This window comes from Rhodococcus sp. P4_E4 (assembly GCF_056401575.1).
Map to the genome: position 1 here is coordinate 16,678 of NZ_JBFUJB010000011.1, position 25,508 is coordinate 42,185.

The window sequence follows — 25,508 nt, forward strand, 5'->3', positions numbered from 1 at the left end:
AGACCTGGATCTCATTCGCGACGACTGCCTAACTCGCAGCAGTCGCGGCATTGCGGGCGGCGAGTTGTGCGAAAGCGTGGGTCAGTTCTGCCGGGCCGACGACATCGATGTCGGTGTCGAATCGGTTGAAGGAGGCTGCCAGCGCCGCCCAGGACCATGATCCGGCTTCGAGGCTGCACTGGTCGGGGCCAAGATCTTCGACGGCGCCGTCCTCGACAAAGGGAAGAACATAACTGGCTGGTCGATGGAGAACGACCTTGCCGTGGCACGGCCATTTGACCTTGCCGTGGCACGGCCATTTGTTGATATGTTCCGATCCCTTGAAGCACGCGGCCACGTATTCGCTCACGTCACCGCCGGGGATCTCCTTCGGTGTGAACTGCGGGCCGTTCGGGATGCGTGGGGTGATGCGATCGGCGCGGAAGATTCGCCAGTCGTCTCGCTCGAGATCCCACGCGACGAGGTACCAGCGACGCTTGGAGGTCACCAGATGATGTGGCTCCACGCGGCGTGGGGGTGTTATTTCGATGTTGTCAGTTGAGCGGCCGTTCGAGTAGTCGAAGCGGAGCACCTCGCGAGCGCGCACCGCTGCGGAAATCGCTACGAGCACCTCAGGGGACACCGAGTCTGCGTCGCTGGAATCGGTCGAAATCGTGGTGAACGTGAGTGCGTCGAGGCGATGACGCAGGCGCGACGGCATCACTTGTCGCACGGTGGTCAGCGCACGCACTGCGTCCTCTTCGATGCCGACGCCGGTCAGCGTCGCCGCCTGCAGAGCGACTGCCAAGGCGATGACCTGATCGTCGTCGAACAGCAGGGGTGGTAGCTCGCTGCCGGCGTCGAGTCGGTATCCGCCGTCCGGGCCCATGGTCGCCGCAATGCTGTAACCCATCTCCCGGAGCCGGTCGATGTCGCGGCGGACCGTGCGGTGGCTGATGTCGAGCCGCTCGGCGAGTAGAGCGCCCGGCCAGTCGCGCCTCGTCTGCAAGAGGGACAGCAGATTCAAGAGCCGAGTGGTGGTCGCCATGTCGTGAGACTACGACGAGTCTAGGACGAAAACAGTCCTATACGGCTGTGAGAGTCGACGTTGTCAGGGAAAACCCGGGCGACGTTCGTACTAGGAGCAGACATGAGCATCAAGACAACGACCCACCTCAACTTCCGCGGAGACGCCCGCGCGGCTCTGGAGTTCTACCAGTCCGTCTTCGGTGGCGAGGTCACGATCGCAACCTACGGCGACTTCGGAATGCCCAAGGATGTGCCTGGCGCTGAGAACATTGTGTTCGGCCAAGTCGAAACCGCGGACGGCTTCAGCGTGATGGCGTACGACATCCCAGGACAGTCGGGCGGCTCGACCGCCAATGCCGGCACGACGCACCGCGAGAACGGCACCACGATCACCGACCAACCGTTCTTCGTCTCGGTTCGCGGTGAATCGCTCGAAGAGGTGCAGGGTTACTGGGCCAAACTCTCTGTCGGTGGATCCATCATCGAGGGTCTTGCCGCGGCGGCGTGGAGCCCCGGATTCGGCATGCTCACCGATGCGTTCGGGGTGACGTGGATCCTCGACGTCGCTGCCGGCGAAAACCCGGCCTGATCATTCAGACGACAAAGCCGCTGGCACCGAAAGGTGTCCAGCGGCTCCAGCGCGTCGGTGCCCGTCTTGCGCCTCTCGGCAAGTGGCCACTCGAAGTGGCAATTCTGGGGTGGTACCCGGGGCAAAGAACCGAACACCGACACCATCTACAACGAGCCTCTGCGGAGAGTTATTCCAAGCTGACTTGTGCCGCGGTCAGTCGTGGCCGTGCCCACCGCTCAGCTTCGGCAGAGCCGGGCGACAACGGCTTCGATTGTCTGAGGTGCGCGTCGTAGCACCTCGAGGATTGCCTGGGTATCGAGATTCCCTGGTCAGTAGGCGAAGCACGAGAACGGCTCAGGCCCTCATCTCGGTGTGAGATGGGGGCCTGAGATGAGGATCTGAATCAGCCGGTGACACCGGTCAATTCGTTGGGGGCGTGATCGAGGGTGGTCTCGGTCAGGATGCTGCCGTCTTCGAGGTCGACGGCGATCAGCTTCTTCGACGTGGGATCGGTGACGTACGCGGTGTGGTCTTCCACGAAGAGTGCCGGCCTGGGCTCTTGCCACTTGGTGGGCTCGGTCCATGCGTCGATGACGGCAATCTTCTTGGTGACGACGCCGGTGTTCGGGTCGATGACGTGGATGGCGCCGTCGGTGCCGAGCACCAGTGCCTCTCCGTGCGGTCCGCGGCCGAGTGAGCGGAAGGTGTAGCTGGTGCCGAGGTCGACGAGCTTGAGTTCGGACGTCGTCGTGTTGGTCAGCGAGACCCGTTGCGGACGTTCGAGTTCGGCGTCCTTGTCAGTCTTGTAGTCACCCAGGACGATGTCCGACTCCTCCGAACCTGCTTGATTTCCGATGCGGCCGTATGCATCCGGACTCTGGACCTTGGTGATCGCTCCGTTCTTGTACACGAGCAACCCGTCCTGGCAGCCCAGTACGATGGCTTCGCCGGCAGCGACTGCTTCGCCGTGGACACCGGGGCACTGTTCGTTGCGCAGGATTTCCTTGCGGTCGGCATCGAGGATTGCAATGCCGTTGCGGGACTCCGAATTTCCGATGGTCGTCAACAGGCTGCCGTCGGCAAGTGCGACCGCAACGCCGTGATGGGGTTCTGGCGTGGTGTACGTCTCGACGCGAGGTTGGCGCTTTGCCAGTTGCGCCGGATCGAAGATCTCGACGAGTCCCGAGCCGTCGTTGAAGAGGACAGTCTTTCCGGCATGGCGTACAACGTGTCCGGGTTCGTTGGCTGCGAACTCGACCTCGGACATCGCGGGATCGGCTGTGTAGTAGTGGGAATGGTCGCCGTGGGCCGAGGACCACGTGCCGGTATCGAGCACCTTGAATGCCTCACCCGACGAGATCATGACGTGGCGACCGTCGCCGGCCGGGTTGAGTCGCGTGAAGCCGTCGATCTTGGTCTCGCCGACCACGTCGAGCGACGTTGCATCCAGCACCAGGACGCCACCGTCGTAGGAGACTGCGAGACGTGGTGTTGCCGAAGCTTGTTCGGTGGGTGCGGACGCGGTTGTCGTGGTGGTCTCCGACGGGGCCGAGTCCTTGTTGTCGGACGAGCAGCCCGTAACGAGGGCGAGTGAGAGGCCAACTGATGTGGCAAGGGTGAGGCGCCGCGACATGCGGGTGTTGAGGTGCATGGGTATAGATCTACTGCTTAATGTAAATGATTGTCAAAGTCGAGTATGCGAATGTTCGCATGTCGGGCGTGGGCACCGCGCTCGAGCATTCGCGAGCCGACGACCTCGAACACGAGTTCCCAGAAAGGGCGTTCCGATATTGAGCGGTTGAGAACATGCCTGCGATTCTTTTGCCGCGTACGGAATCAGCCGCGTCGAACGCCTCGACATTGGATCATGGCCGTCTGCGTCAGTCATGACCCAGGATTCCAGGGCTGGCAGCAGGCCTGGGCATAGTGTGTATTCCCGCCCAGGTCGGCCGGTGTTCGAGTATGTGGGTCCTGATGTCGGCCTGATGCCGAGGACTCCGAATTCGGTGTTGATCAGGAATCCGGAATCGCTCAGTATCGATCCGAGGGTCTCCGTCAGCGAGTGCATGGTCGAAGGGCATTCCATGCGCCACAGCGTTGTTGGCTGCCGCGCACGCGTAGTAGCCGAAGGGGCTGCGTCCGAAGGATGACGCGTACGCGACGTAGCGACGGCTTCAAGGACCATGTCTTTGGCCCACTGATCCAACTCGAGCAAATTGGCGCCGACGGCGCTTCCGCTTTTAGTTCCAGTGCAGGTTAGGTGGCGTGGTCTTCATGCACCGGTGGGCCCGTGCCTCGCGACGGGGAAGCCGGTTTGGTGGCTTGAATTTGAGGTTCGTCTACTGCTCTCGGGCCGTCGCTCGTTCCGAGTTCAGGTGAGGTGGCGGCTGGGAGGCGTCAGCGTGGCTTCGACGCCCCATCAGGTAAAAGGCGATAGTGGCCGGCGTGATGGTTGCGAGCGCAACGTAGGACATGGCACTGACTGGAGACGGTGCGGGGAAGAAGATTCCGTTGAGATAGATCCATGAGGTTGCGACGGCACCGGCGATCAGTGCTGCGATTGTCACGGCGGTGGCTGCGCGCTCGCGGAAGAGGAGCATCACGGCGCCGATGCTGATGACGACGTATGGGCTCACCCAGAAATAGACGACCAGAGTTGACACTGCGTTATAGATGGAAGGAAGTGGGCCCGTGGCGCCGATCACCAAAGTGCAAATGCCGAAGAGGCCACCGAGAATGATCAGCAGGATTGCGGAAACAGGGCTGTGAAATCGGGAGTGTATGCGTGTGAACCTTTGTGGTAGAAGCTTTTCGGCTGACAGAGTGGCGACGAAGCGGGATCCGTAGTTGACGAATCCGATCAGTGCGGCGAAGGTCGCTACGGCGACAACGAGGTCCGTCATTTGTCCCATTGCGGTCGGTAAGCCCGCATTCTCGGCCAGGGCGGCGGGGGATGATGTGCCGGAGAGGATTTGGTCGGACGTCTCCGTGATTCCTGGTGCCTGTAGGAAGGTTGCGATCACGTACAAGGTTCCAAGCACGATGGGGACACTCATCACGGCGGCCGGCACATTCTTCTTCGGGTCGCGGGTCTCCGTGGCCAGGGCCGCGCTCCCCTCGAAACCGACCAGGAACGCAGTTCCGGATGCGATGCCGGCCACGATCCCGCTGACGGACGCGCCCTGAAGAGTCAGTTGTTCCTGCAGATGTAGACCAGTGTGAATCGCACTCGCCCCGGTAATGGCCAGCAACAGTGGAAGACAAATCGCAGTGAGTAGGACCGCGATTACGATCGAAACATCTAGGCCGCGACAGGTGATCGCCGCGACAATTGCTGCGGAGGCGAGGTAGATCGCGATTTGTGCAGGGCGATCGAGGCCGCCGTCGATGCCGATAGATTGCAGGAAGCTACCGCTGTACGCGCCGATGACCAGCAAAATGCTTGCGACCATCGCCAGATACCCGAGGAACAACGAGGCTGCGATCAGTGACTGTGCCCATCGCCCGAATACTTCGCCGGCGTAGGAGTAGAGCGATCCGGAGGCGACATACCGGCTAGCGAAGACGGTTACTGCTCTGCCGACGCAGATGACTGTCAGCGCTGCGAGCAGAGCAGCGACCCAACCACCGAGTCCTGCGTTGAGTACCAGCAGCATTGGAAACGACGCCATGCCGACGGCAGGGATCATTGACGAGATGGCCAGCGAGGTCAGTTGAAGGCGGCTGAGATGGCCGGATTCAAGGTTGATGGACTCCGTATCAGTCTGTGCTACAGCGTTATTCGACGAGTGATTCATAAGTGCGTCCTTGAATTTGTGCACTGTCGAGTGCGGGCAGGGGCTATATGCCGGGATCGGCCGCGATCGCGCGTGTGAGGATCGGGATAGCCCTCAGGAGATGGTGATGTCAGTCACATGACTGAGTCGATCGACTGAGATTAGCTTCGCCCTTGCTGTTCGTCAATGAGTTCCGGGAAATTCCTTGAATGCAGCTGCGGGATTCGGATGATGACGGGCACGACTGCGGCCCGGCGCTGTCGATTGCAACGCCGGGCGGGAAACGGGAAAACTCTAGTGGGGCGGGTGGATCGAATCGATGATGCCGACGATTGCGGACGAGATGGCGTCGAGTTCGGGTGCGCTCACTCCGGTCGCGCCAGTTGCGAGATTTTGCATGTAGATTCCGTCGATTGCGCCGATCGTGTAGCGGGCGAGCAGTGTGGCGTCGCTGCCGGCGATGTCGGTTGCGTGCCGAAGCTCATCGGCGAAGGCGGATATGTACGTCGTGTAGCTGGCTCTGGCGAGTTCGGCCTTGTCCGGATTGCGCAGCGCCCACAGCAGCAGTTCGTATTGGGCGATCGGGACGTCCCGATCGGCGTGGAGAAGATCTTGGAAGCGTTCGAGCAATGAACGGATGATCTCTTGACGTGTCCAGCCAGTTGTCGGTACCAGGCGTGATCCCGCTGTGGTGGCACGAAACATGTCGTCCACGGCGGTATAGATCTCTCCTTTGCCGTCGAAACTGTAGTGCAACGCAGCGAGGTTGACTCCGGCTTCGTCGGCGATGCGGCGGGTGGTCGCCGCGGCCAGTCCGTCGCGAATGATGACTCGGGCGGCGGCCTTGACGATCGCAGTCCGCCGCTCGGATGCTGTCAGATACGCCATTCGCTTTACCGTTCACCTTCTCGTTGTCGTGGGACTCCAGGGGTCGAGCGTATCGATGTCACTCAGCGTGCGTGACACCCTGGTCGATCCTTTATCTGCCCGGTGCGTTCCGGGTGCGTCGTTGCCGCTCTTCGGGATCTCTTGCAGTTTGCCTATTGACGCTAGCTCCGATCCGCCATAATCTCAGTCACATGAGTTAGTCATGTGACTGACTTCATTGCTCGACTATAGCGCTTGGCAGATCACACCAGGGCGAGAGCTGCGACATCGCACAAAACCGCGTCTCTCTGACGCGCAACCAAATCGCTTGCCCCATGCCCCGAAACTGGAGGGACCACCCCATGACCGACATCCGAGAGCGGGTGGATACAGATCCACCGCGACCCGATGAATCCCATACCCGGTGTGCGCCCGACGTCGCCGTCACGATGGAGTTCGACCCACCCCCGTTGGTACGAGCTGTCGTGACCCGCCTGCGCCTTGCTCTCGATTCCGACTCAGGCAGGAAAGCTCTCGAGGCAATGCCCCCCGAGGTCGACCTGCAGTCGACCAGTGATCCGCAAAGCGCGCGATTGACTCGAACAGCAACCGGCGTGCACGTCAGTAGCCCCGAGGGGTCGACAGTTCCTGTTGTCGGAATCAGCGTCGACGAACTGGCGATATCCGAGGACGAGCCCCTGGCGGGCACTGCGAATGTTGCCGCGTTAACCCCTCTTATCGAACCAGAGCCACCGACGCTGGACATCGCAGCGTGTGAATTCTGGGAGAAAGCTTCGGGCCTGCCTGGAATGCCCGGATTGTCATTGGCTGCTCTCGACACGGGCGCAGCCGTGCACGTGGGGCCGACAACGGATGCGTATGAAATTCACGGGCTCGAGATGGATCTACGTCGACTGCTAGCGGGTTTCGAGTTGTTCGTCTATTCCCTGCGCGCAGGGAAGTTCTACATCAAAGGCACGAACCGACAATTGTCGGTCGTCGCGGGAGCATCAATGAAGGCGGTCCTCCATGTCTGACACGACGAACCTCGGTGAATGGATCGGCAACAATTCCGTTCGCACGATTCGCGCACAAACCGTGACGTTGGATGGTGCCTTGGTCGGAAAACATCTGTCACCCAAAAAGTTTGAGTCCGGAGCGCAATCGGGCTGGGGATTCGCTGATATCGCCCTCGCAGTCGATCTCGGGAACACCGCTCAGCTCGGATTCGATTTCGGTGATTGGCGCGGTGAGATGCACGACGTCTTCCTTCGTCCCGACCTTACGACTCTGTCAACCGACGCATCACTACCAGGCCTCGCCACGGTGATGTGTGATCTGGTCGATCAACACGGGGCACCGCTTCCGGTGTGTTCGCGATCCACGCTCGCACGTGTGGTCAAAGAGCTTGCCGAGCTTGGATTTACAGGTAAGGCGGCCGTGGAGATCGAGGCCACGGTGTTCGAAGAGTCGATCGAGCAGGCCCGCGAACAGCGTTTCACGAACCTGCATCCACTCGGCGGTACCCAGGGCGCGATCTACCTGTTGAGCAGATCACGGGACTACACGACGCTCATGGACGCAATAGCTGACCGCATCGAACGGGCCGGAATCCCTTGGGAAGGCTGGGCAGACGAGTCCGCGCACGGCCAAATCGAAGTAAATCTCCCACCGACCGACATTCTCACCGCAGCGGACTGGTACGTACGAACGAAGCAGATCATGCGGGAAGTCGCCTACGAGCACGGTCGCACCATCACCTTCATGGCTCGGTGGTCGCCGGACCAGTTCGGGCAGGGCGCTCACATCAACCTTTCGCTTCAACAGGACGGACGGAACGCCTTCTTCGATGAAGTTGAGCCCTCGCGCCCGTCGGAGACGATGCGGAACTTCATCGGTGGCGTCCTCGACACAATGGCGGCGGCCAGTTCTTTCCAGTATCCGACCGTGAACTCATACCGCAGAATCGCAGAATTCGACGGACCTCCCACCACCGTCACGTGGGGTGTTGACAACAAGAGTGCGGCCGTTCGAGCCGTCTGCACGACCGAGAAGCTCTCTCGTGTCGAGTATCGCGTCCCGTCGGCGGACGTGAACATCTATCTGTCGATGGCATCGTTCCTTGCCGGCGGTCTGATCGGTCTGCGCGATCACAGCGATCCTGGCCTCGAATGCACCGTCATGGCCTGGGGATTGCCGCCGGGAACCCCGAAGTTGCCAGCCAGCCTCTCTCGAGCGATCGCGGAATTGAGTGGCGATGTAAACCTGACGGAGGTTTTGGGGCGAGAGCTGGTGGAGTACTGGATCGGCACGCGCCGGTGGGAATGGTTGCAGTTCTTCACCACTGGGGGAGACCCGGCCGCAGGAGTCTCCGACTGGGAGCTCGAACGCTACTTCGAGCACGTCTGACAACGAGGACAGGTCTGAAGATGAAAGCAGCAATACTGAACGCTGCCCCTGGTCGGCTCGAGTTCGAAGAACTCGACATCGACGTGGCCGGACCTCGAGAAGTTCGCATACGTACAGCAGCCGTCGGGCTGTGTCATACCGATCTGCACTACGTGGACGCGCTCTGGCGAACAGAACTTCCGGAGGTGCTCGGTCACGAGGCATCGGGCATCGTCGAATCGGTTGGGTCAGACGTCACGGCTGTAGCGCCTGGCGACCACGTCGTGACGTGCATGACAGCTTTTTGTGGCCGATGCCGATACTGCATTGCAGGTCGACTCACCCTCTGCTCCAATCATTCCCGCCTCCGCTCGCGGCCCCAGCCGGCGTTGACGACCAAGGCCGGGCGCGCAGTGGGACGAATGGGTGGCATCGGTGGATTCGCCGAACAGATGCTCGTGCACGAGAACAGCGTCGTCCGCGTCGACGATTCGGTACCTCTCGATCGCGCGAGTTTGCTCGGGTGCGCCACCATCACCGGCGTCGGGGCGGTCTGGCACAGTGCTCGCATCGAACCAGGGTCGTCGGTTGCCGTCATCGGTTGTGGAGGCGTGGGGCTTTCGGTAATTCAGGGCGCCCGGCTAGCCGGCGCGGCCCGGATCATCGCGATCGATGTGGACCAGCGAAGTATCGATCAGGCTCTTCGAGTCGGGGCGACTGCGTCAGTGAACGCGGCTGAGATCGAACCAGTCGACGCCGTACGCGCGTTGTGTCCGGGTGGGGTGGACTACTCATTCGAGGCGATCGGCCGCAGAGTCACTGTCGAGCAGGCATTCTCGATGCTCGCTCCCGGCGGAGTGGCCACGGTCCTCGGCATGGTTCCTGATGACGAGCCGCTGCGGATCACAGCGTCGGAATTGTTTTTCCAGGAGAAGCGATTGCAAGGCTCCCTCCTCGGGTCGAACCAATTCCCGACCGATATTCCGCGATTGGCCGAGCTGTACGTCCAGGGCCGACTCGAACTCGACGAGATGATCTCGTTGCGAGTCCCCTTCGGCGAGATCAACACAGGAATCGCAGCGCTTCGTGAAGGAGGGGTGAATCGTGTCGTCGTCGAATTCGCCTGAGCGTGCGCGTCGCCCATTGATCGGAGTGACCGGTCGGCGCTCGAGCGCGGAACGCCTGGCCGTCGAACCTCGGTACCGCCATCTCGAGTTCGACATGCACTACTCCGATTTTCCCACCCGGCTGTCGTCCGAAGGCGCCCTGGTCGTCCAAATTCCCTATGAGGCAAGCGGAATCGACCTGATTGAGCGGCTCGACGGAATAGTCATCTCTGGTGGGCAGGATGTTCACCCCGAAACACTGGGTATCGACGCCGCGCCCACCGACCCGGACAGTGACCCGCGTCGAGATGCGTATGAGATCGAATTAATATCGGGTGCAGTAGAACTCGGTACTCCACTGCTGGGTGTCTGTCGCGGGATGCAGATGCTGAATGTGGCATTGGGAGGCACGCTCGTGCCTGATCTTCCGACCATAGACATCAACCACAAGTCACCAGGACTGGGCATAGCCGAGGAGACCCACCCCGTACGGATCGCCACTGATTCGACGGTGTTCGAGATATACGGCGCACACGTAGAGGTCAACTCCTTGCACCACCAAGCAGTGGACCGGCTCGGCCCGGGCCTCACTCCCAGCGGGTGGGCTCCGGACGGTGTCGTCGAAGCGGTGGAGATGCGCGGGAGACCGATCGTCGGCGTCCAATGGCATCCGGAATGGCGCCGGAAGGACCCCGTCTTCGCATGGTTGGTCCAGGTCGCTCTCGCGCGAAAGGAAGTGCTCGATGGAGTTGCATGAATACTCGGACATGGACGCCACGGATCTGAAATGTCGACTCGACCGGAAAGAAGTAACCCCTGCTGAAGTGCGCGAAGCCGCACTGGCTGCAATCTCCCACGTCGACACGCACCTCGGTGCCACCGTCGGTCCTCCACTCGACCCACCACCGACGTATTCCACATCCGGTCCTTTCAGCGGAGTTCCGTTCGCGCTCAAAGATCTCCTGTGCACTGCGGCGGGGATAGCGAACGAGAACGGTAGCGCAGCAACCGCAGGCTATATCGCCACACGTGACTCCGATCTGATGGCTAGGTGGCGCGCTGCCGGACTGTCCGTGACCTGTCGCACTGCCACACCAGAATTCGGATTCAGCGCAACGACGGAATCGGCAGTGAACGGTCCTACCCGCAACCCCTGGAACCCACAGCGGGTCGCCGGTGGATCCAGCGGTGGCTCCGCGGCGCTCGTTGCCGCCGGGGCCTTGCCGTGGGCGCACGCCAACGACGCCGGCGGATCCATAAGAATCCCTGCCGCACTGTGCGGGGTGGTGGGACTCAAACCGACCCGCGGGCTCGTTCCACCCGGCCCGGATTCGGATGAACCGCTCTTCGGCCTCACGACTGAGTTCGCGGTCACCCGGACAGTTCGCGACGCCGCCGCGTTGATGGACGTAGTGCACGGCAGCGCACCGGGGGACCGGTACTTTCAGCCGCGTCGAAGCCCCGGCCACTACAGCCGAGCAGTCGGCCGGCGACCGAAAGGCCTCCGGATCGCTGTGTCGACCGAATCACCTGGCAGTCGTCACGCTGCGGACCCCGCCGTGACAGCCGAGGTGATGCGCATCGCGCGCTTGCTCGAACAGTTCGGCGGCCACGTCGAGAATGCGGCACCAGATGTTGACCCCGAACTGTTTCGGGATCTCAATCTCACTTTCTGGTCTGCGTCGATCGCAGAGTCCATGCGCGCACTGACCGGAGTACGCGCCATCGAGGACATGTACTCCTTGCTGGAGAGCTCGACTGCCGCCATGGTTCGTCACGGATTCACCGTGGAATGGGCGGACATCGCCCGCGCCCGCCGCTACCAGAATCACCTGACCCGTGGCACGGCGAGCTTCTTCGAATTCTTCGACCTCACTCTCACGCCCACCACACCGACGACCGCCTGGCACGTCGGCGAACTCGACTCCAACCGGCGGGGTATCACCGCCGGCGAGTGGGTGGACACCTTGGCGAAGTACTCGCCCTTTACTGCCATCTACAACGTCACGGGCCAACCGGCTATCTCCATCCCCACAGGAATGTGTGACGGACTGCCGATCGGAGTGCAGCTCGCCGCAGCTCCCGGCCGTGACGATCTGTTGCTTGCCGTGGCCGCGCAACTCGAGGAAGCCGTCCCATGGGCAGGCCGCGTCCCACCGATTCATGCCGGCAAGCCGCTCCTCCCAGAAACGGAAAAAATGCCGACCCTCTACTCGGAAACGGAACGCACATGAACACCCGCGAGGAATGGACACGATTCGCGACGTCAATCGAAGCGCCATCGGCTATGTGGCTGAACGGTCAATGGTTCAACGGTGACGGGAGTGAGCGCCACCATGTCTTATCCCCGCATGACGACACCGTCGTAACCAGTGTCCCGCTGGCCACTCACGCCGACGTCGACAGAGCCGTCGAAGGTGCTCGCGCGGCGTTTCTCGATGGCCGGTGGGCGAGGATCAGTGCGCGCGAGCGTGGTGCGGTACTGCAGCGGTGGGCAGAGCTCGTCTACGAGCACCGCGACGAACTCGCTGCGCTCATCACACTCGAGATGGGTAAGCCGATCCAGATGGCACGTGATATCGAGCTGCGCGCCGTCGAGAACACCTTCTGCTGGTATGGAGAACTGGCTGACAAACTCTACGACGAGTCGCCACGCGGCCTGATCGATGCGGTCGCGTTGGTGAGCCGTGAGCCGGTGGGGGTGGTCGCGGCGATCACCCCATGGAACTTCCCACTCACTCTCAGTAGTTGGAAAATCGCCCCTGCGTTGCTTGCAGGCAACAGCATGGTCATCAAGCCCGCTACACAGTCACCGTTGTCCTTGCTTCGCTTGGCTCAGCTGGGTTCGGCTGCAGGACTTCCCGACGGCGTGCTGCAAGTTGTCACAGGTAGCGGTGGACAGGCCGGAGCTGCCCTTGCTCGCCACAACGGCGTCGACTGTCTCACCTTCACCGGATCACCGGACGTCGGCAAACAGCTGCTGATCTACGCGGGTGAGTCGAATGCGAAACCCGTGCATCTCGAACTCGGCGGCAAGAGCCCACAGTTGGTATTCGCCGATGCTCCGGACCTCGCCGTTGCAGCGCGCACCGTGGCGTGGGCAATTACCTTCAACGCCGGACAGATGTGCACTGCAGGTGCTCGCTTGTTGGTCGAGGAAACGATCGCGGATCAATTCCTCGCCGAGGTCGTTTCGGAAATCAAGCGCTGCACTGTCGGTGACCCTTTCGATCCCGATACCCACATCGGGCCCGTCGCGAGTCGGGCGCATCGCGCGGACGTCCTCGAACACGCGAGAACTGCTCACACAGAAGGCGCAACGCTCGCCCACGGTTCGCTGCAGGAACGAGCAGGTTCGGGGGCGTACCTGGATCCGATCGTGTTCACCGATGTTCAGGCCGAGCACCGCCTGTTCCTCGAAGAGGTTTTCGGACCGATCCTCGCAGTCACCCGTTTCACTGACGACGCTGACGCCGTCAGGTTGGCTAACGCCACACCGTTCGGTCTCGGAGCGGGGGTGTGGACGTCGAATCTCACACGAGCCCACCGGCTCACGCGCGAAATCGACGCAGGTCTTGTCTGGGTGAACTGCTACGAGGAAGGGGATCTCTCCGTCCCCTTCGGCGGTCGCAAACTCTCAGGCCACAGTGTGGACAAGAGCATCCATGCACTCGACAAATTCACGTCGACGAAGTCGACGTGGATCCATCTCTGAACAAAGGCACAGCACATGTCATCACGGGTCAACGACGGCCACATCGCGATCATCGGAACCGGGTTTTCCGGGCTGTGCATGGCGATCGAACTGAAGAAGAAGGGCATCGACGACTTCGTCCTGTACGAACGCGCCGACGATGTCGGCGGAACCTGGCGCGACAACACATACCCAGGGGCAGCCTGCGATGTGCCCAGCGTGTTGTATTCCTACTCCTTCGCTCAGAACCCGAACTGGACCCGTATCTTCCCGCCATGGTCGGAACTGCTCGACTATCTCAGATCTGTTGCTGCGCAGTATGATTTGCTGCCGCACATCCGCTTCGGTGTCGAGGTCTCCGAAATGCGGTTCGACGAGGACCGGCTCCGGTGGAACATCCAGTTCGCATCCGGCGAATCAGTGACGGCTGCCGTTGTCGTCAACGGCTCAGGGGGCTTGAGTAATCCGTACATCCCGCAGCTACCCGGACTGGAATCATTCGAGGGTGCCGCATTCCACTCCGCCAAGTGGCGACATGACCTCGACATGTCGGGAAGGCGTGTCGCGGTGATAGGTTCCGGCGCCAGTGCGATCCAGTTCGTCCCCGAAATCGCCCCGCACACCGAGACCCTGCATGTGTTTCAGCGATCACCCAACTGGGTCATGCCACGTGGTGATGCCGCGCTGTCGCCCGCCACCCGCGAAAGATTCTCACGGCGTCCTTATCGTCAACGGTGGCTGCGATGGCGGACCTACTGGGCATTCGAAAAGCTCGCCAGCGCCTTCCTCGGAAATCGCAAACTCGTCGAACAGTACCGATCCCAGGCGCTCGCCAATCTTCAACAGCAGGTGCCGGATTCGGACTTGAGGCAGAAGGTCACCCCAGATTACGATCCCGGCTGTAAACGTCGCTTGATATCCGACGACTGGTACCCCGCGCTGCAACGGGAAAATGTGCACTTGAACACCTCGGGGGTTTCCGAGATCCGCCCGCATTCGATCATTGACTCAGAGGGAGCGGAACACGAAGTCGACACCCTGATCTTCGCGACCGGATTCCAGGCAACCAGCTTCCTGGCACCGATGAAAGTATTCGGCCGCGAAGGAGTCGAACTCTCCGACAGTTGGCGCGAGGGCGCCGCAACAAAGCTCGGGCTTGCATCCGCCGCGTTCCCGAACCTGTGGTTCCTCAACGGCCCGAATACCGGTCTCGGTCACAACTCGATCATCTTCATGATCGAAGCACAAGCCAGATACATCGCTTCGGCAGTGCAGTACATGCGCCGAAAAAGTATCTCTGCCCTCGAACTCGATCGCACCGTCCAGACAGGCAGCTACGCCGCCACCCAAGAACGCATGCGCCGAACTGTATGGGCATCGGGTGGCTGCGACAGCTGGTATCAATCCGCTGACGGTCGAATCGACACCCTGTGGCCGGCCAGCACAATCGAATACTGGTTGCGCACAAGGCTATTCCGCAAGTCCGACTTCCGTGCACTGACGACAGGCAAAGGATGAACAACATGGACGTATCAATACTCGGCACCGGCTTGATGGGAACAGCTCTCGCTCAGGCGCTCATACGTAGCGGGACAAAGGTGACGGTGTGGAATCGAACCGCCGACAGAGCGTTACCCCTCGCTGCGGCTGGAGCTACAGTCGCCGAATCTCCACAATCTGCGATTGCGGCCAGCCCGCTAATCGTCATCAGTCTCCTGAACTACGAGATCGCCAAAGATGTCGTTACAGAAGCAGATTCGATTGCCGGAAAAATCATCGTCAACACCGCAACCGGTACGCCGGAGGAAGCGAACCAGTTCGCCGAGTGGATCGCAGGGCGAGGCGCTCGGTACCTCGACGGAGCCATAGCTGCATACCCGGAGGACATCGGAACCGAAAGTTCAGGGATCAACTATTCCGGAGACGAGGACGTGTGGGAGGGCGTCCAGAGCCTTCTGACACCCATCGCCGCCCAATCACGATATGTCGGAGCCCGTCCCGGTGCCGCCAACGTGATCGACGCGGCCATGGCAGGCGCATTCTTCAACGTCGCGCTCGGTGCCTTCCACGAAGCAGCAGCGTACGTGCGGTCCGAGGACGTCGCGATCGCGGAGATGCGCCACAGTTTGCACCTGTGGACCGACAAACTTCTCGAACTCCTTCACGAAGCGCTCAAAGCGTTCGAATCCGGAGAGTACGAGACCGATCAGGCAACCTTGAACGTATACGCAGCCGCAGTAGAAGCCTGGCAACAATCGATGCAGCGAGCAGGCCAACGCGCCGCTCTGATGACGGCGAATCTCGACAACTTGCAACGTGCATGCGCAGCCGGGCACGGGGACAAGGGCATCTTCGCCCAAATCGAAACACTCTCCGCCAACCCTCAATCCGCAATCTAAGGAGACATCAATGACAACCATGGCCAATCACCTCACCGCCCTGCCCTCGACAACAACAGTCGACGAGATCGTCGACGTGATCCACCGCGACGGCGGTGTCATCGTCGAAGATTTCCTCGACACCCCCCAGCTCGACGAGCTGCGCGCCCAACTTGGCCCCGTCCTTGAAAGCACCGGCTACGGAGAAGACGAATTCTTCGCCGGAACCCAAACGCGAAGAGCAGGAGGGCTGTTCGGTCGGATCGACCTCATGCCCCAGATCGCGCTCCACCCGCTCTACTACGGGGCCGCCAAGAAGATCCTTCAGGTGCCCCTGTCCGTCTGGGTCGGAGACGACCAGATCGAAATCACGCCTGATATCCAGATCGGTGTCACTCAGGCAATCGAAATCCACCCAGGGCAGGGTGCCCAGCGTCTCCATCGAGACGACACGAGCTTTCTGTGGCGCCACCCCGACTACGGACGCGAGGGCCGACTGCAGATCATGGTGGCGGTCAGCGATTTCACAGCAGAAAACGGCGGCACCCTCGTCATACCCGGAAGCCATCGGTGGGACGACCAACGAGGCCCGAAACAAGCCGAAGCGGCGCCGACCGTGATGCGGGCCGGTGCTGCCCTCATCTGGACCGGTTCTACGTACCACGGCGGTGGTAACAACTCGTCCGAGGCGCCACGGACCGGCTTGACGATGGCATTCGACCTCGCCTGCTTACGTCAGGAAGAGAACCAATACCTGTCAATCCCGCGTGAAAAACTGCTTGATCTTTCCGAAGAGGTACAGCGACTGCTCGGCTGGGGGTCCGGAGCGAACCTGATGGGTTACGTCGAACGGGGCGGTCAGATGATCGACGCACACGTTCTCCTCGAAAACGGCGCCGTCGAACTCCCGACTGCCCGCTGAACCCTCGATCCTGCACGTCGCTTGCCACCCGCAACCCAACTCGCACAGTAGTTTCTGGGTTTCGAATCGAGAAACATATCCGTCATGGGCGTACTCCAGCTGATTCACCTTGACATCGTGTGTCTCAGGTCAGGACTAGGCAATTGCCTAGTCCTGACCAAGGGTGCAGTGTTCGTACCGCGTGAGCTACCGGTTCTTGAAGAACGAGACGTCGTCGTTGCCGATGAGGTCAGGGACCGTCCAGCCGTCGAGGTCGTATTCACTCAGGCACTGCTCGGCCAGTCCCTTCATGGAACTTGCGTGTCCACGATTCTGGGCTGCGAACAGCAGTTCCGCTTTGACGTTCTCGTGATTGCCGGAGTAGTTGCGCTCGTAGAGCTCGTGGCGCCCGCCGAACTCGGTGCCGATCGAATCCCACAGAGCCTTCATGACTTTCACCCGGTCGACGGCGGTGATGCCGTCCGAACCACGAACGTACTTGTCGAGGTACGGGCGTACGTCCGGGCTCTTGAAGTCGAGTGAACTCGAGGGCAGGTAGATCAGGCCTGACGCCACGTCCTGTTCGATGATCTCCTTGATCCGCGGGTACCCCTGGATCATGAACATTCGATAGGTGAGGCCGTACTCGAGCTTCGGGATCACCGAATCGCCGACCCACTGTTCGGGATCGCGTGCCATCGATTCGGTCAACGACCAGAAGAGGTTTCGCCACCCGATCACCTCGCCGACACGGGTCTGAACTCCGCGGAAGCCGCCGGCGCCGGTGGCTTCGAGTGCTTTCATCAACAGGCCGGCGATGAAGTCGAGCTTGACGGCCAGGCGAGTGCAGCCCTGAAAGGTGAAGCGCGGCAGGAAACCCGATTGAGGGAAGAATGCGTTGATCCGGTCGACGTCGCCGTACATGAAGACGTTCTCCCATGGAACCAACACCTTGTCGAAGACGAAGATGGTGTCGTTCTCGTCCATGCGGCTCGACAGCGGGTAATCGAACGGACTGCCCATCACCGCAGCATGTTCGGTGTACGAGGTGCGGCAGATCAGCTTCACACCCGGGGCGTCCATCGGTACCGTGCAGATCAAGGCGAACTGCTTCTTCTTGATCGGCAGACCGTAGTGAGCGATGAAGTTGTAGTTCGTGATCGCCGATCCGGTGGCGACCACCTTGGCGCCGCTGACGATCAAACCGGCGTCGGTTTCCTTCTCCACCTTCATGAAGACGTCGCCGACTTCGTCCGGTGGAAGTTGGCGATCCACCGGGGGATTGATGATCGCGTGGTTCCAGTACAGAACCTTCTCCTGCGATTCGCGGTACCAGCGCTCGGCGTTGTCCTGGAACGGTGCGTACAACTCCTTGTTGGCGTGGAGGGTTCCCAGGAAACTTGCCTTGTAGTCGGGGGAGCGGCCCATCCAGCCGTAGGTCATACGTGCCCACGTCGCGATGGCGTCGCGTTCCTTGAGCAGATCAGCCGAGGACGTCGGAGTGCGGAAGAACGGCATGGTGACACCGCCGTTGCCCGTGTCCGTCGGAACGGTCAAGGCGTCCACGTGCTCGCCCGTGTGCAGAGCGTCGTACAGCCTTGCGGTCATGCGGATCGGATTCCGGAACGCGGGGTGCGTCGTGACGTCCTTGACGCGATCACCGTGAAGCCAGATCTCGCGACCGTCCTGCAGGCTCGAGATGTACTCGTCACCCGTCATCGGCCGGGTGGCGAAGTTCTTCGTGCGGTTGGCTTCGCTGTCGGCGGCCGGATTGACCTGTGGCGCTCCGGAATCTGCGGGGTCGACGCCGGTGGGAGGGATTTCGGTGGTCGTCATGGCAAAGCCTTTCAGATCGTTTGGGGTGCGGGCTGAAGATGAATCGGGGTGAAGGAAGTGGTGGCGTCGAACCATCCGCTGTGGGGGTCGTCCTGACTGCCGTTCCAGACTGTGGTCGACGAGGTAGCGCCTAGGTCGTGAAAAGTGCTTCGGTAGAACAGAAGCGGATCTTTGCCGCTCGACTGCGCGTCGACGATCTCGCCGATGAAGATGATGTGGTCACCGCCGTCGTACTCCTTCCACGGGACGCACGAGATAGTTGCTGCGGCGCCGTCGAGCAGGGGGGCGGTCGGTCCGTCGATCCACTTCGGTTCGGTGCGCTGCGGTCGGCCGGCAAAATGCATGGCCGTGTCCACTTGGTCGGCGGCAAGGATGTTGACGGCAAACGGCGCGTTGCCGAGGTAGCCGCACGCCTTGGACTTTCGCGTCATCGTGATCTGGCACAGGCGTGGTTCCAGGGAGATTGCCGTGAATGCGGTGACGGTGGCTCCGTGTGGTTGACCGTCGGCATTGGTACAGGTGATGACGGTGACGCCGCTCGCGAATTGGCCGAAGATGCCTCGAAGCTGATTTTGTTCCATGACCGGACCTCCTTGTCGGATGGCTGGTGAGTGAGGGTGCCGCGAAGTGCGGGAGGCGGAGGTGCTGGACGACTCGCGCCGGGAGTGAAGACGAACGTACGGCGAGCGCGGCGTTCGGTCGATCCGTACAGCGCGGTGTCTATCCGGATTGCGCACCCGATCGAAGCCTGTATCCGTTTCCTCTTGGAAGTGACCGGGGACACAGTGTTCAATGATGTTCAGCGCTCATGCTCGGCAATGTGGCTGGTCACGGGTTTGGAAGGTGAAGAAGGACGATGGTCGACTCCATGATCGGTACAGCTCCCCGCGACTGGGACGAGGCGTGTGATGCGGTTTCGGACGCCTATTTTCCGCACACGCTCACGCCGTTGTCACGGCACGCGGCCAGCGGAGTCGGGGTGTGCACCGCCGAGTTGGGACCGCTGAGGATCGCTCATATTCGATGGGGAGCAGACGTCGCGGTCGAATCCGAGCATCCCGGTGCCTACGGGGTGAACATCCCGCTCTCGGGCGAGCTCGAGTCGGTGTTCGCGGGCTCGCACGTGCTCTCGACGGAGGGCGTTGCGACGGTGTGTCCGCCCGACATCACCACAAGAATCACGCGGTGGAGCGCGGACTGCGAAATTGTCGGAGTCCGGATGGACCGTCAGTACCTCGACCGCGAGATGGAGAAGGTACTCGGCCGGCCCGGAATGCACTTGCCTGATCAGGTGGATCTTCGGGGAGACGACGGAGCCAGATGGCTGAAATTTGTTCGCTCACTGTCGGATCAGATACTCGGCCCGGTCGGCGTGCTGCACAACGAACTGGTGGCAGCTCAGCTCTCCGGTGCCGTGGTCACGGCATTCGTCCTCGCTGCAATGCCCGAAAGTGAGGACGCGGTGCGACACGCCAGGCCGCGCATCGTCAAGCGGGTGCTCGACGAGATGCACGACGATCCGGCCCGCGTGTGGACCGCAGCCGAGATGGCCGAGGTGGCGGGCGTCAGCGTACGGAGATTGCAGGAGGGATTTCGGCAGTACGTGGGCCGGAGTCCGTCGGAATGCCTGCTCGACATCCGCCTCGAGCGGGTCCACGCAGATCTGGTGGATGCCGACGACTCGACGACGGTCACCGATGTCGCTGTGAGATGGGGTTTTACGCACACCGGACGATTCGCGTCGTCTTTTCGGCGTAAGTACGGTGTGTTGCCTTCCGAAGTATTGAGAAGTTAGCTCCGGTATCCCATGTCTGCGCTGAGTTGATTCGCCTTCTCGACGAGGAACGGTGCGACGTCGGTGCGGAAAGCTTCCGGGGTTGTCCTGCCTGCCGAGGTCGAACACGCTGCCACGCCGACGACGCTTCCGCCGGCGTCGCGGACGGGGGCGGCGAGGGAAATCAGGCCGTCTTCCAGTTCCTCGGACGTGAGTGCATAACCCTGCTCGCGCACCACTCGAAGTGCGGTGTGGAATGCGCCTTCGTCGGTGATCGTGGTGGGTGTGAGGGCGTCGAACGTGGAGTTCGCGATGACGTTGTCGACGATTTCGGTTGGCGCCCAGGCTAGCAGGGCGCGGCCCATGGAGGTCGCATATGCAGGCACTCTGGTACCGACGCTGACGTTGATGCTCATGATCCGGCGTACGGGTACTCGCGCGGCGTAGACCACGTCGACGCCGTCGAGGACCCCGAGCGACGCCGACTCGTGAGTGTGTTCTGCGATCTCCAGCAGGCGGGGGAGCGCAGCCTCGGTCAGGGCATGCGATGCAGAGAAGTGCTGGCCGATGCTTAGAACGCGCGGGGTGAGCGACCACCGACTGTTGTTGCCGGTGACGTATCCGAGTTTCTGCAGGGTGAGGAGGATACGCCGGACCGCGGGGCGGGAGAGCCCCGTTTCGGCGGCAAGATCTGCGAGCGACGGGTTGGGGTTCTTCTCGTCGAAGGCCATCAGCACAGCGAATCCACGCTCGATGCTCTGGATGTAATCGCGATCGTTCGCGCTCACGAAATGACCTTTCATCTGCAGGTATGCCTGATCAGTGCCCTCGAAGGTTGACAAACCCTGTGACTGGGCGCACAGTACAAGCGTACGCAGAGCGTAACAGATGTACGCAGAGCGTACAACCAGACTTGGGAAGCCGACTCAGCCCAGCAGTACGGCACCCACCCGGTAACAGCCACATACGGCCCCGAGGAGGACCACATGACCACTTCCGAGAGCCCCACCGCAGTAGGTTCGGGCACGGCCGCCACCGACAAGTTCCTCCAGGAACGAGTCAGCGCGGACACCCCGCCCGAGCGCGTCTCGGCCATCGCCAAGGACGTGCTCGAGGCACTCGCCGGCGTCATCGACAAGCACGGCGTCACTTACCCCGAGTACCGCGTCCTCAAGCAGTGGATCATCGACATCGGCCAGTTCGGCGAGTGGCCACTGTGGCTGGACGTCTTCCTCGAGCACAACGTCGAGGAGGTTGCGTACCGCGGCCAGCACGGAACCAAGGGAAGCATCGAGGGCCCGTACTACGTCGCCGACGCCAAGACGTTGCCTGCCAAGTGTGAACTTCCGATGCGTGACAACGAGGTTGGATCGAAGCTGGTCTTCGAGGGCCAGGTTCGCGATCTCGACGGCAAGGGGTTGGGCGGTGCAACCGTCGAACTCTGGCACGCGGACGACGAAGGCTACTACTCCCATTTCGCGCCGCACATCCCCGACGGTAACCTCCGCGGAACGATCGTTGCCGATGATGAGGGGCGCTTCGAGATCACCACGATTCAGCCTGCGCCGTACCAGATCCCGACCGACGGCCCCACCGGCTGGTTCATCGAGAAGGCCGGCTGGCATCCGTGGCGTCCGGCGCACCTGCACCTCATGGTGAAGGCTCCCGGTAAGCGCACGATCACTACCCAGCTCTATTTCAAGGACGGTGAGTGGATCGAGAACGACGTGGCAACTGCCACGAAGCCCGAACTGATTCTCGATCCGAAGCCGGGTGCCGATGGAATCAACCGGGTCACGTACGACTTCGTGCTCGACCCGGCCTGATCCACAACTGTTCGAAAGAAAGTGATTTGATGACAGACCTGTCGATCGTCTCCATCGAGACGACCATCCTCGACGTTCCGCTGGTTCGCCCCCACAAGTTCGCCACCACGTCGATGACGGCGCAGCCGTTGTTGCTGGTCGCGATTCGCACATCCGACGGTGTTATCGGATATGGCGAAGGTGTCGTTCCGGGCGGTCCGTGGTGGGGCGGCGAATCGGTGGAGACGATGCAGGTCATCATCGAGAAGTACATCGCGCCGGTGGTGGTCGGCAGGCGCGTGGATCAGATCACCGCGATCATGGCCGACATCGAAAAAGTTGTTGCCAATGCACGATTCGCGAAGGCCGCCGTCGACGTGGCGTTGCACGACGCCTGGGCACGTAGCCTGGGAGTCCCCGTGCACACGCTCCTCGGCGGGGCTTTCCGCGAGAGTGTCGACGTCACGTGGGCACTGGGTGCTGCGCCGGCGGACGAGATCATCGAAGAAGCTCACGAAAAGCTCGAATCCCGGCTCAATTTCAGCTTCAAACTGAAAATGGGAGCACTCGACCCGGCGGTCGACGTCGCGCGCATCGTCAGCATCGCGCAGGCGCTCGACGGCCACGCCGGCGTCCGCGTCGACGTCAACGCGCGGTGGGATCGTTTCACGGCGCTGCGGTACCTGCCACAACTCGCAGACGGTGGAGTCGAACTGATCGAACAGCCCACTCCGGCAGACCAAATCGAGGTCCTCGCCGAACTCAGCAGGCTACTACCGATTCCGATCATGGCCGACGAGAGTGTGCAGACCCCACACGACGCTCTGGAAATCGCCCGCCGGAGCGCCGCCGATGTCATCGCCCTCAAGACCACCAAGTGTGGTGGCCTCCAGCGCAGCCGCGACATCGTCGCAATTGCCAAGGCCGCCGGTATCGCGTGCCACGGTGCGACGTCCATCGAAGGCCCGATCGGCACCGCCGCTTCGTTGCACTTCGCGTGCGCCGAGCCTGGAATCAACTTCGGAACAGAGCTTTTCGGCCCACTGCTCTTCAGCGAAGAGTTGCTTCAGGAACCCCTGAAGTATTCCGAGGGTCAGCTGCACCTCCCCGCCGGACCTGGCCTGGGAGTCGAACTCAACATGGACGCCGTCAAAACCTGGACCAGGAACTAGAGGATAGAAGAACATGGCACTCTTTCACGTTCGAATGGACGTCGATATTCCGCGCGACCTGGATCCGGAAGTACGCGCCGATACCGTCGCAACGGAGAAGGCGTACTCGCAAGACCTTCAGCGACAGGGAAAGTGGGTGCATCTGTGGCGAATTGTGGGACAGTTCAGCAACATCAGCATCTTCGACGTCGAGTCGGCTGACGAACTCCATGAGATTCTCTGGAACCTCCCGCTGTTCCCGTACATGACCATCGAGGTCATGCCGTTGACGCAGCACGGATCTTCGATCAAGTAGAGCCTGCGCGGGCGGGCGGGTCAGCGTATTCCGTCGCGGCGCAATGCGACGGACACTGCGGCAGAGCGGGTATCGACGCCGAGCTTGGCGTAGATGTGCCCAAGATGGGTTTTCACCGTCGCTTCGCTGATGAAGAGTGCCTTGCCCAGCTCGCGGTTGGTCATCCCCTCGGCGAGCAGGCTGAGCAGTTCGGACTCACGGGCGGTGAGCGCTTCCTGCGGGCGCTGCATCTGCTGGACAAGACGAGAGGCCACAGTGGGAGAGAGAACGCTGCGCCCGGCTACCGCGCCGCGCACCGCGCCGAAGATCTCGTCGGGCGTTGAGTCCTTGAGTAGGTAACCGATGGCACCGGCGTCGACGGCCCGCACGACGTCGGCGTCGGTGTCATACGTCGTGAAAACCAGTACGGGAACATCGACACCGTCGCTTCGCAAGCGTTTGATCGCTTCTGCACCGTGCATGCCGGTGCCCATGTCCAGATCCATCATCACCAGATCCGGTGAGGCCGACGGTATCGCCGTGGCCGCCCCCTCACCGGACGATGCTTCGCCGACTACTTCGACGTCCGGCTGAGTGTTCAGCAGCGCTCTCAGCCCGGCTCGCACGACCAGATGATCGTCGACGAGGAACACGCGAATGGTGGTGGTCACCGGATCCTCCGTTCGAGAGGGAACTGGGCCGCGACGACGGTGCCGTCTCCCGGTGCACTTTCCACGGTGAACGATCCGCCGAGCTGTGCGATGCGACTTCGCATCGCACGTAGGCCGTATCCACCGTACCGAGAATGGTCGGCGAGCTTTCCCGGATCGAAGCCGACGCCGTCGTCGAAGATGTCCACGGAGATGGAGTCGTCGAGATACGTGATCGTCACGCCCGCCGTTTCGGCGCGAGCGTGGCGGGCGATGTTGGACGACGCGCTCGAGACCACTCGCACGATGGCATGAGCTACGTCCGAGGGCAAGATGACGGCTTCACCGACGGTGCGGATCCGAACGGTCGGGACGAACTGGCGGGCGGCGGCCACGACCAAGGCGTCGAAGTCGCCCGTACCGCCCTTGGCCGGTGCCAGATCGTGGACGAGGTCGCGACTCTGCATCAAGCTCGTTCGGATGTTCTCTGCTGCGGCATCGACATCGGCTTGAGACGGCGAACCCGTTGTATTCCAAGTTTGTTCGGCTGCCTCGAGTCGTAGAAGAGCGCTCGCCAGTCCCTGAGTAACGGTGTCGTGGATTTCGCGCGCGAGGCGCTCTCGCTCAGCGGCAACGCCGGCAGCACGTTCGGTATCTGCCAATGCAGATTGCGCTTCTGCTACCTGACGTAGAAGCCGAAGGCGTTCTCGGGCATCTCGTTCCATCTGCCCGTACGCTGCCGCGACCAGTGCCGCGGTGCACAGAGGTCCGAGCAGTGTCACCAATTCGGCACGACCGGTGACTCGGTAGAACGCGATTCCGGCGAGGACGCCCAGGATCCCGACGAGGGGGTAGGCGATCTTGCTCGGGTACAGACGAATACAGAGGAAGAGAACGGGGAACGCACACCACGCGAAACTCGGCGCAAGCCAGACCAGCGCTGCCCAGGTGCTCAGTACCGGCCACATCCACAGTCGTTGGCGAACCACATCTCGCGAAGACACCGTAGCCATCACGGCGTAGAGCAAGGCGAGGACCACGGCCAGGACGAGTACCACCCCGAACCGACCGCTGGTCCCGTGGACTGTGACGTACCGGACTCCTGACGTGGACAGCAGTACGAAGAACGACGCGTGGATCGCATATGCCAACGGGCCGCGCAGGCCGAGTTCGGCGTCGGCGTTCATGGCTCCGTTACTCATCCCTCGAATATTACGGAGGGTGCCAGGCCGTCGTATCAACCATTCGGATGATATCTACACAACCAGACGGGGCACGGTTCGTCACCCGAGCGCCCGATGTGCGCAC

The 25,508-nt window shown here is 61.6% G+C and carries 23 protein-coding genes; 14 read left to right on the forward strand and 9 right to left on the reverse strand.

The window, feature by feature from the left end; translation table 11 throughout:
• Nucleotides 1–28 precede the first annotated feature (28 nt).
• The gene (locus AC1DVN_RS13430) at nt 29–1,027 is read right to left on the reverse strand and encodes a helix-turn-helix transcriptional regulator (RefSeq protein WP_477993907.1); all 999 of its coding nucleotides are present in this window, start codon (nt 1,025–1,027) and stop codon (nt 29–31) included.
• A 102-nt stretch (nt 1,028–1,129) separates the two neighbouring features.
• On the opposite strand from AC1DVN_RS13430, the gene AC1DVN_RS13435 reads away from it, so the two are divergent.
• On the forward strand, nt 1,130–1,597 hold the full coding sequence (locus AC1DVN_RS13435) for a VOC family protein (protein ID WP_029256446.1): 468 nt from the start codon (nt 1,130–1,132) through the stop codon (nt 1,595–1,597).
• Nucleotides 1,598–1,982: 385 nt separating this feature from the next.
• Here the strand turns inward: AC1DVN_RS13435 and aztD are convergent, their stop codons facing one another.
• The 3 genes from aztD to AC1DVN_RS13450 all read right to left on the reverse strand — a co-directional run bounded on the left by aztD (nt 1,983) and on the right by AC1DVN_RS13450 (nt 6,243).
• Complete coding sequence (aztD, locus tag AC1DVN_RS13440) at nt 1,983–3,230, reverse strand: zinc metallochaperone AztD (protein WP_019745644.1); 1,248 nt, start codon at nt 3,228–3,230, stop codon at nt 1,983–1,985.
• Nucleotides 3,231–3,918: 688 nt separating this feature from the next.
• Nucleotides 3,919–5,376: an APC family permease gene (locus tag AC1DVN_RS13445; RefSeq protein ID WP_037120598.1), complete on the reverse strand. Its 1,458-nt coding sequence runs from the start codon at nt 5,374–5,376 to the stop codon at nt 3,919–3,921.
• Nucleotides 5,377–5,649: 273 nt separating this feature from the next.
• Nucleotides 5,650–6,243 (reverse strand): TetR/AcrR family transcriptional regulator, encoded by a 594-nt coding sequence (locus AC1DVN_RS13450; protein ID WP_084325436.1) that lies wholly within the window; start codon nt 6,241–6,243, stop codon nt 5,650–5,652.
• Nucleotides 6,244–6,584: 341 nt separating this feature from the next.
• Here AC1DVN_RS13450 and AC1DVN_RS13455 point away from each other — a divergent pair, with 341 nt between their 5' ends.
• From AC1DVN_RS13455 to AC1DVN_RS13495, 9 genes are read left to right on the forward strand one after another with little or no spacing between them, the layout of a single operon-like run.
• Complete coding sequence (locus tag AC1DVN_RS13455; protein ID WP_259118480.1) at nt 6,585–7,259, forward strand: hypothetical protein; 675 nt, start codon at nt 6,585–6,587, stop codon at nt 7,257–7,259.
• Entirely contained in the window at nt 7,252–8,631 is a 1,380-nt protein-coding gene (locus AC1DVN_RS13460) for a glutamine synthetase family protein (RefSeq protein ID WP_019745640.1), read from the forward strand. Before AC1DVN_RS13455 ends, AC1DVN_RS13460 begins: the two co-directional genes overlap by 8 nt.
• A 20-nt stretch (nt 8,632–8,651) precedes the next feature.
• Nucleotides 8,652–9,737, forward strand: a complete 1,086-nt coding sequence (locus AC1DVN_RS13465) for a Zn-dependent alcohol dehydrogenase (RefSeq protein ID WP_019745639.1) — start codon at nt 8,652–8,654, stop codon at nt 9,735–9,737.
• On the forward strand, nt 9,715–10,473 hold the full coding sequence (locus tag AC1DVN_RS13470) for a gamma-glutamyl-gamma-aminobutyrate hydrolase family protein (RefSeq protein ID WP_029256441.1): 759 nt from the start codon (nt 9,715–9,717) through the stop codon (nt 10,471–10,473). Before AC1DVN_RS13465 ends, AC1DVN_RS13470 begins: the two co-directional genes overlap by 23 nt.
• Nucleotides 10,460–11,950, forward strand: coding sequence for an amidase (locus AC1DVN_RS13475; protein WP_317830358.1), 1,491 nt, complete (start codon nt 10,460–10,462; stop codon nt 11,948–11,950). The genes AC1DVN_RS13470 and AC1DVN_RS13475 overlap by 14 nt, the downstream gene beginning before the upstream one ends.
• Nucleotides 11,947–13,431, forward strand: coding sequence for an aldehyde dehydrogenase family protein (locus AC1DVN_RS13480; protein WP_477993908.1), 1,485 nt, complete (start codon nt 11,947–11,949; stop codon nt 13,429–13,431). The genes AC1DVN_RS13475 and AC1DVN_RS13480 overlap by 4 nt, the downstream gene beginning before the upstream one ends.
• A gap of 15 nt (nt 13,432–13,446) precedes the next feature.
• Entirely contained in the window at nt 13,447–14,928 is a 1,482-nt protein-coding gene (locus AC1DVN_RS13485; protein WP_029256439.1) for a flavin-containing monooxygenase, read from the forward strand.
• Between the two features lie 5 nt (nt 14,929–14,933).
• The gene (locus AC1DVN_RS13490) at nt 14,934–15,809 is read left to right on the forward strand and encodes an NAD(P)-dependent oxidoreductase (protein ID WP_477993909.1); all 876 of its coding nucleotides are present in this window, start codon (nt 14,934–14,936) and stop codon (nt 15,807–15,809) included.
• A 10-nt stretch (nt 15,810–15,819) separates the two neighbouring features.
• Nucleotides 15,820–16,710, forward strand: a complete 891-nt coding sequence (locus AC1DVN_RS13495) for a phytanoyl-CoA dioxygenase family protein (RefSeq protein ID WP_020971037.1) — start codon at nt 15,820–15,822, stop codon at nt 16,708–16,710.
• A 186-nt stretch (nt 16,711–16,896) separates the two neighbouring features.
• Here AC1DVN_RS13495 and AC1DVN_RS13500 read toward each other — a convergent pair whose 3' ends face one another.
• Nucleotides 16,897–18,525 carry a 4-hydroxyphenylacetate 3-hydroxylase family protein gene (locus AC1DVN_RS13500; RefSeq protein WP_020971036.1) on the reverse strand — a complete coding sequence of 543 codons (1,629 nt, stop codon included), beginning with the start codon at nt 18,523–18,525 and terminating at the stop codon, nt 16,897–16,899.
• A gap of 11 nt (nt 18,526–18,536) precedes the next feature.
• Nucleotides 18,537–19,106 carry a flavin reductase family protein gene (locus AC1DVN_RS13505; protein WP_019745631.1) on the reverse strand — a complete coding sequence of 190 codons (570 nt, stop codon included), beginning with the start codon at nt 19,104–19,106 and terminating at the stop codon, nt 18,537–18,539.
• Nucleotides 19,107–19,381: 275 nt separating this feature from the next.
• On the opposite strand from AC1DVN_RS13505, the gene AC1DVN_RS13510 reads away from it, so the two are divergent.
• Entirely contained in the window at nt 19,382–20,320 is a 939-nt protein-coding gene (locus AC1DVN_RS13510; protein ID WP_021345772.1) for an AraC family transcriptional regulator, read from the forward strand.
• On the opposite strand, the gene AC1DVN_RS13515 is transcribed toward AC1DVN_RS13510, so the two are convergent.
• Nucleotides 20,317–21,087 (reverse strand): IclR family transcriptional regulator, encoded by a 771-nt coding sequence (locus AC1DVN_RS13515; protein WP_195790858.1) that lies wholly within the window; start codon nt 21,085–21,087, stop codon nt 20,317–20,319. The genes AC1DVN_RS13510 and AC1DVN_RS13515 overlap by 4 nt on opposite strands.
• Before the next feature lie 198 nt (nt 21,088–21,285).
• Between AC1DVN_RS13515 and catA the strand changes: the two genes are divergently transcribed.
• Genes catA through catC form a run of 3 tightly spaced genes read left to right on the forward strand, consistent with a single transcriptional unit; the run spans nt 21,286 to nt 23,571 of the window.
• Nucleotides 21,286–22,125 (forward strand): catechol 1,2-dioxygenase, encoded by an 840-nt coding sequence (gene catA, locus AC1DVN_RS13520; RefSeq protein ID WP_021345771.1) that lies wholly within the window; start codon nt 21,286–21,288, stop codon nt 22,123–22,125.
• Between the two features lie 29 nt (nt 22,126–22,154).
• On the forward strand, nt 22,155–23,276 hold the full coding sequence (locus tag AC1DVN_RS13525; protein ID WP_019745627.1) for a muconate/chloromuconate family cycloisomerase: 1,122 nt from the start codon (nt 22,155–22,157) through the stop codon (nt 23,274–23,276).
• A 13-nt stretch (nt 23,277–23,289) separates the two neighbouring features.
• Entirely contained in the window at nt 23,290–23,571 is a 282-nt protein-coding gene (gene catC / locus AC1DVN_RS13530; protein ID WP_003940264.1) for a muconolactone Delta-isomerase, read from the forward strand.
• A 20-nt stretch (nt 23,572–23,591) separates the two neighbouring features.
• On the opposite strand, the gene AC1DVN_RS13535 is transcribed toward catC, so the two are convergent.
• A complete protein-coding gene (locus tag AC1DVN_RS13535; RefSeq protein WP_019745626.1) occupies nt 23,592–24,221 on the reverse strand; it encodes a response regulator in 630 nt (209 codons plus the stop codon).
• A complete protein-coding gene (locus AC1DVN_RS13540) occupies nt 24,218–25,387 on the reverse strand; it encodes a sensor histidine kinase (RefSeq protein WP_092764781.1) in 1,170 nt (389 codons plus the stop codon). Before AC1DVN_RS13540 ends, AC1DVN_RS13535 begins: the two co-directional genes overlap by 4 nt.
• Nucleotides 25,388–25,508: the final 121 nt, after the last annotated feature.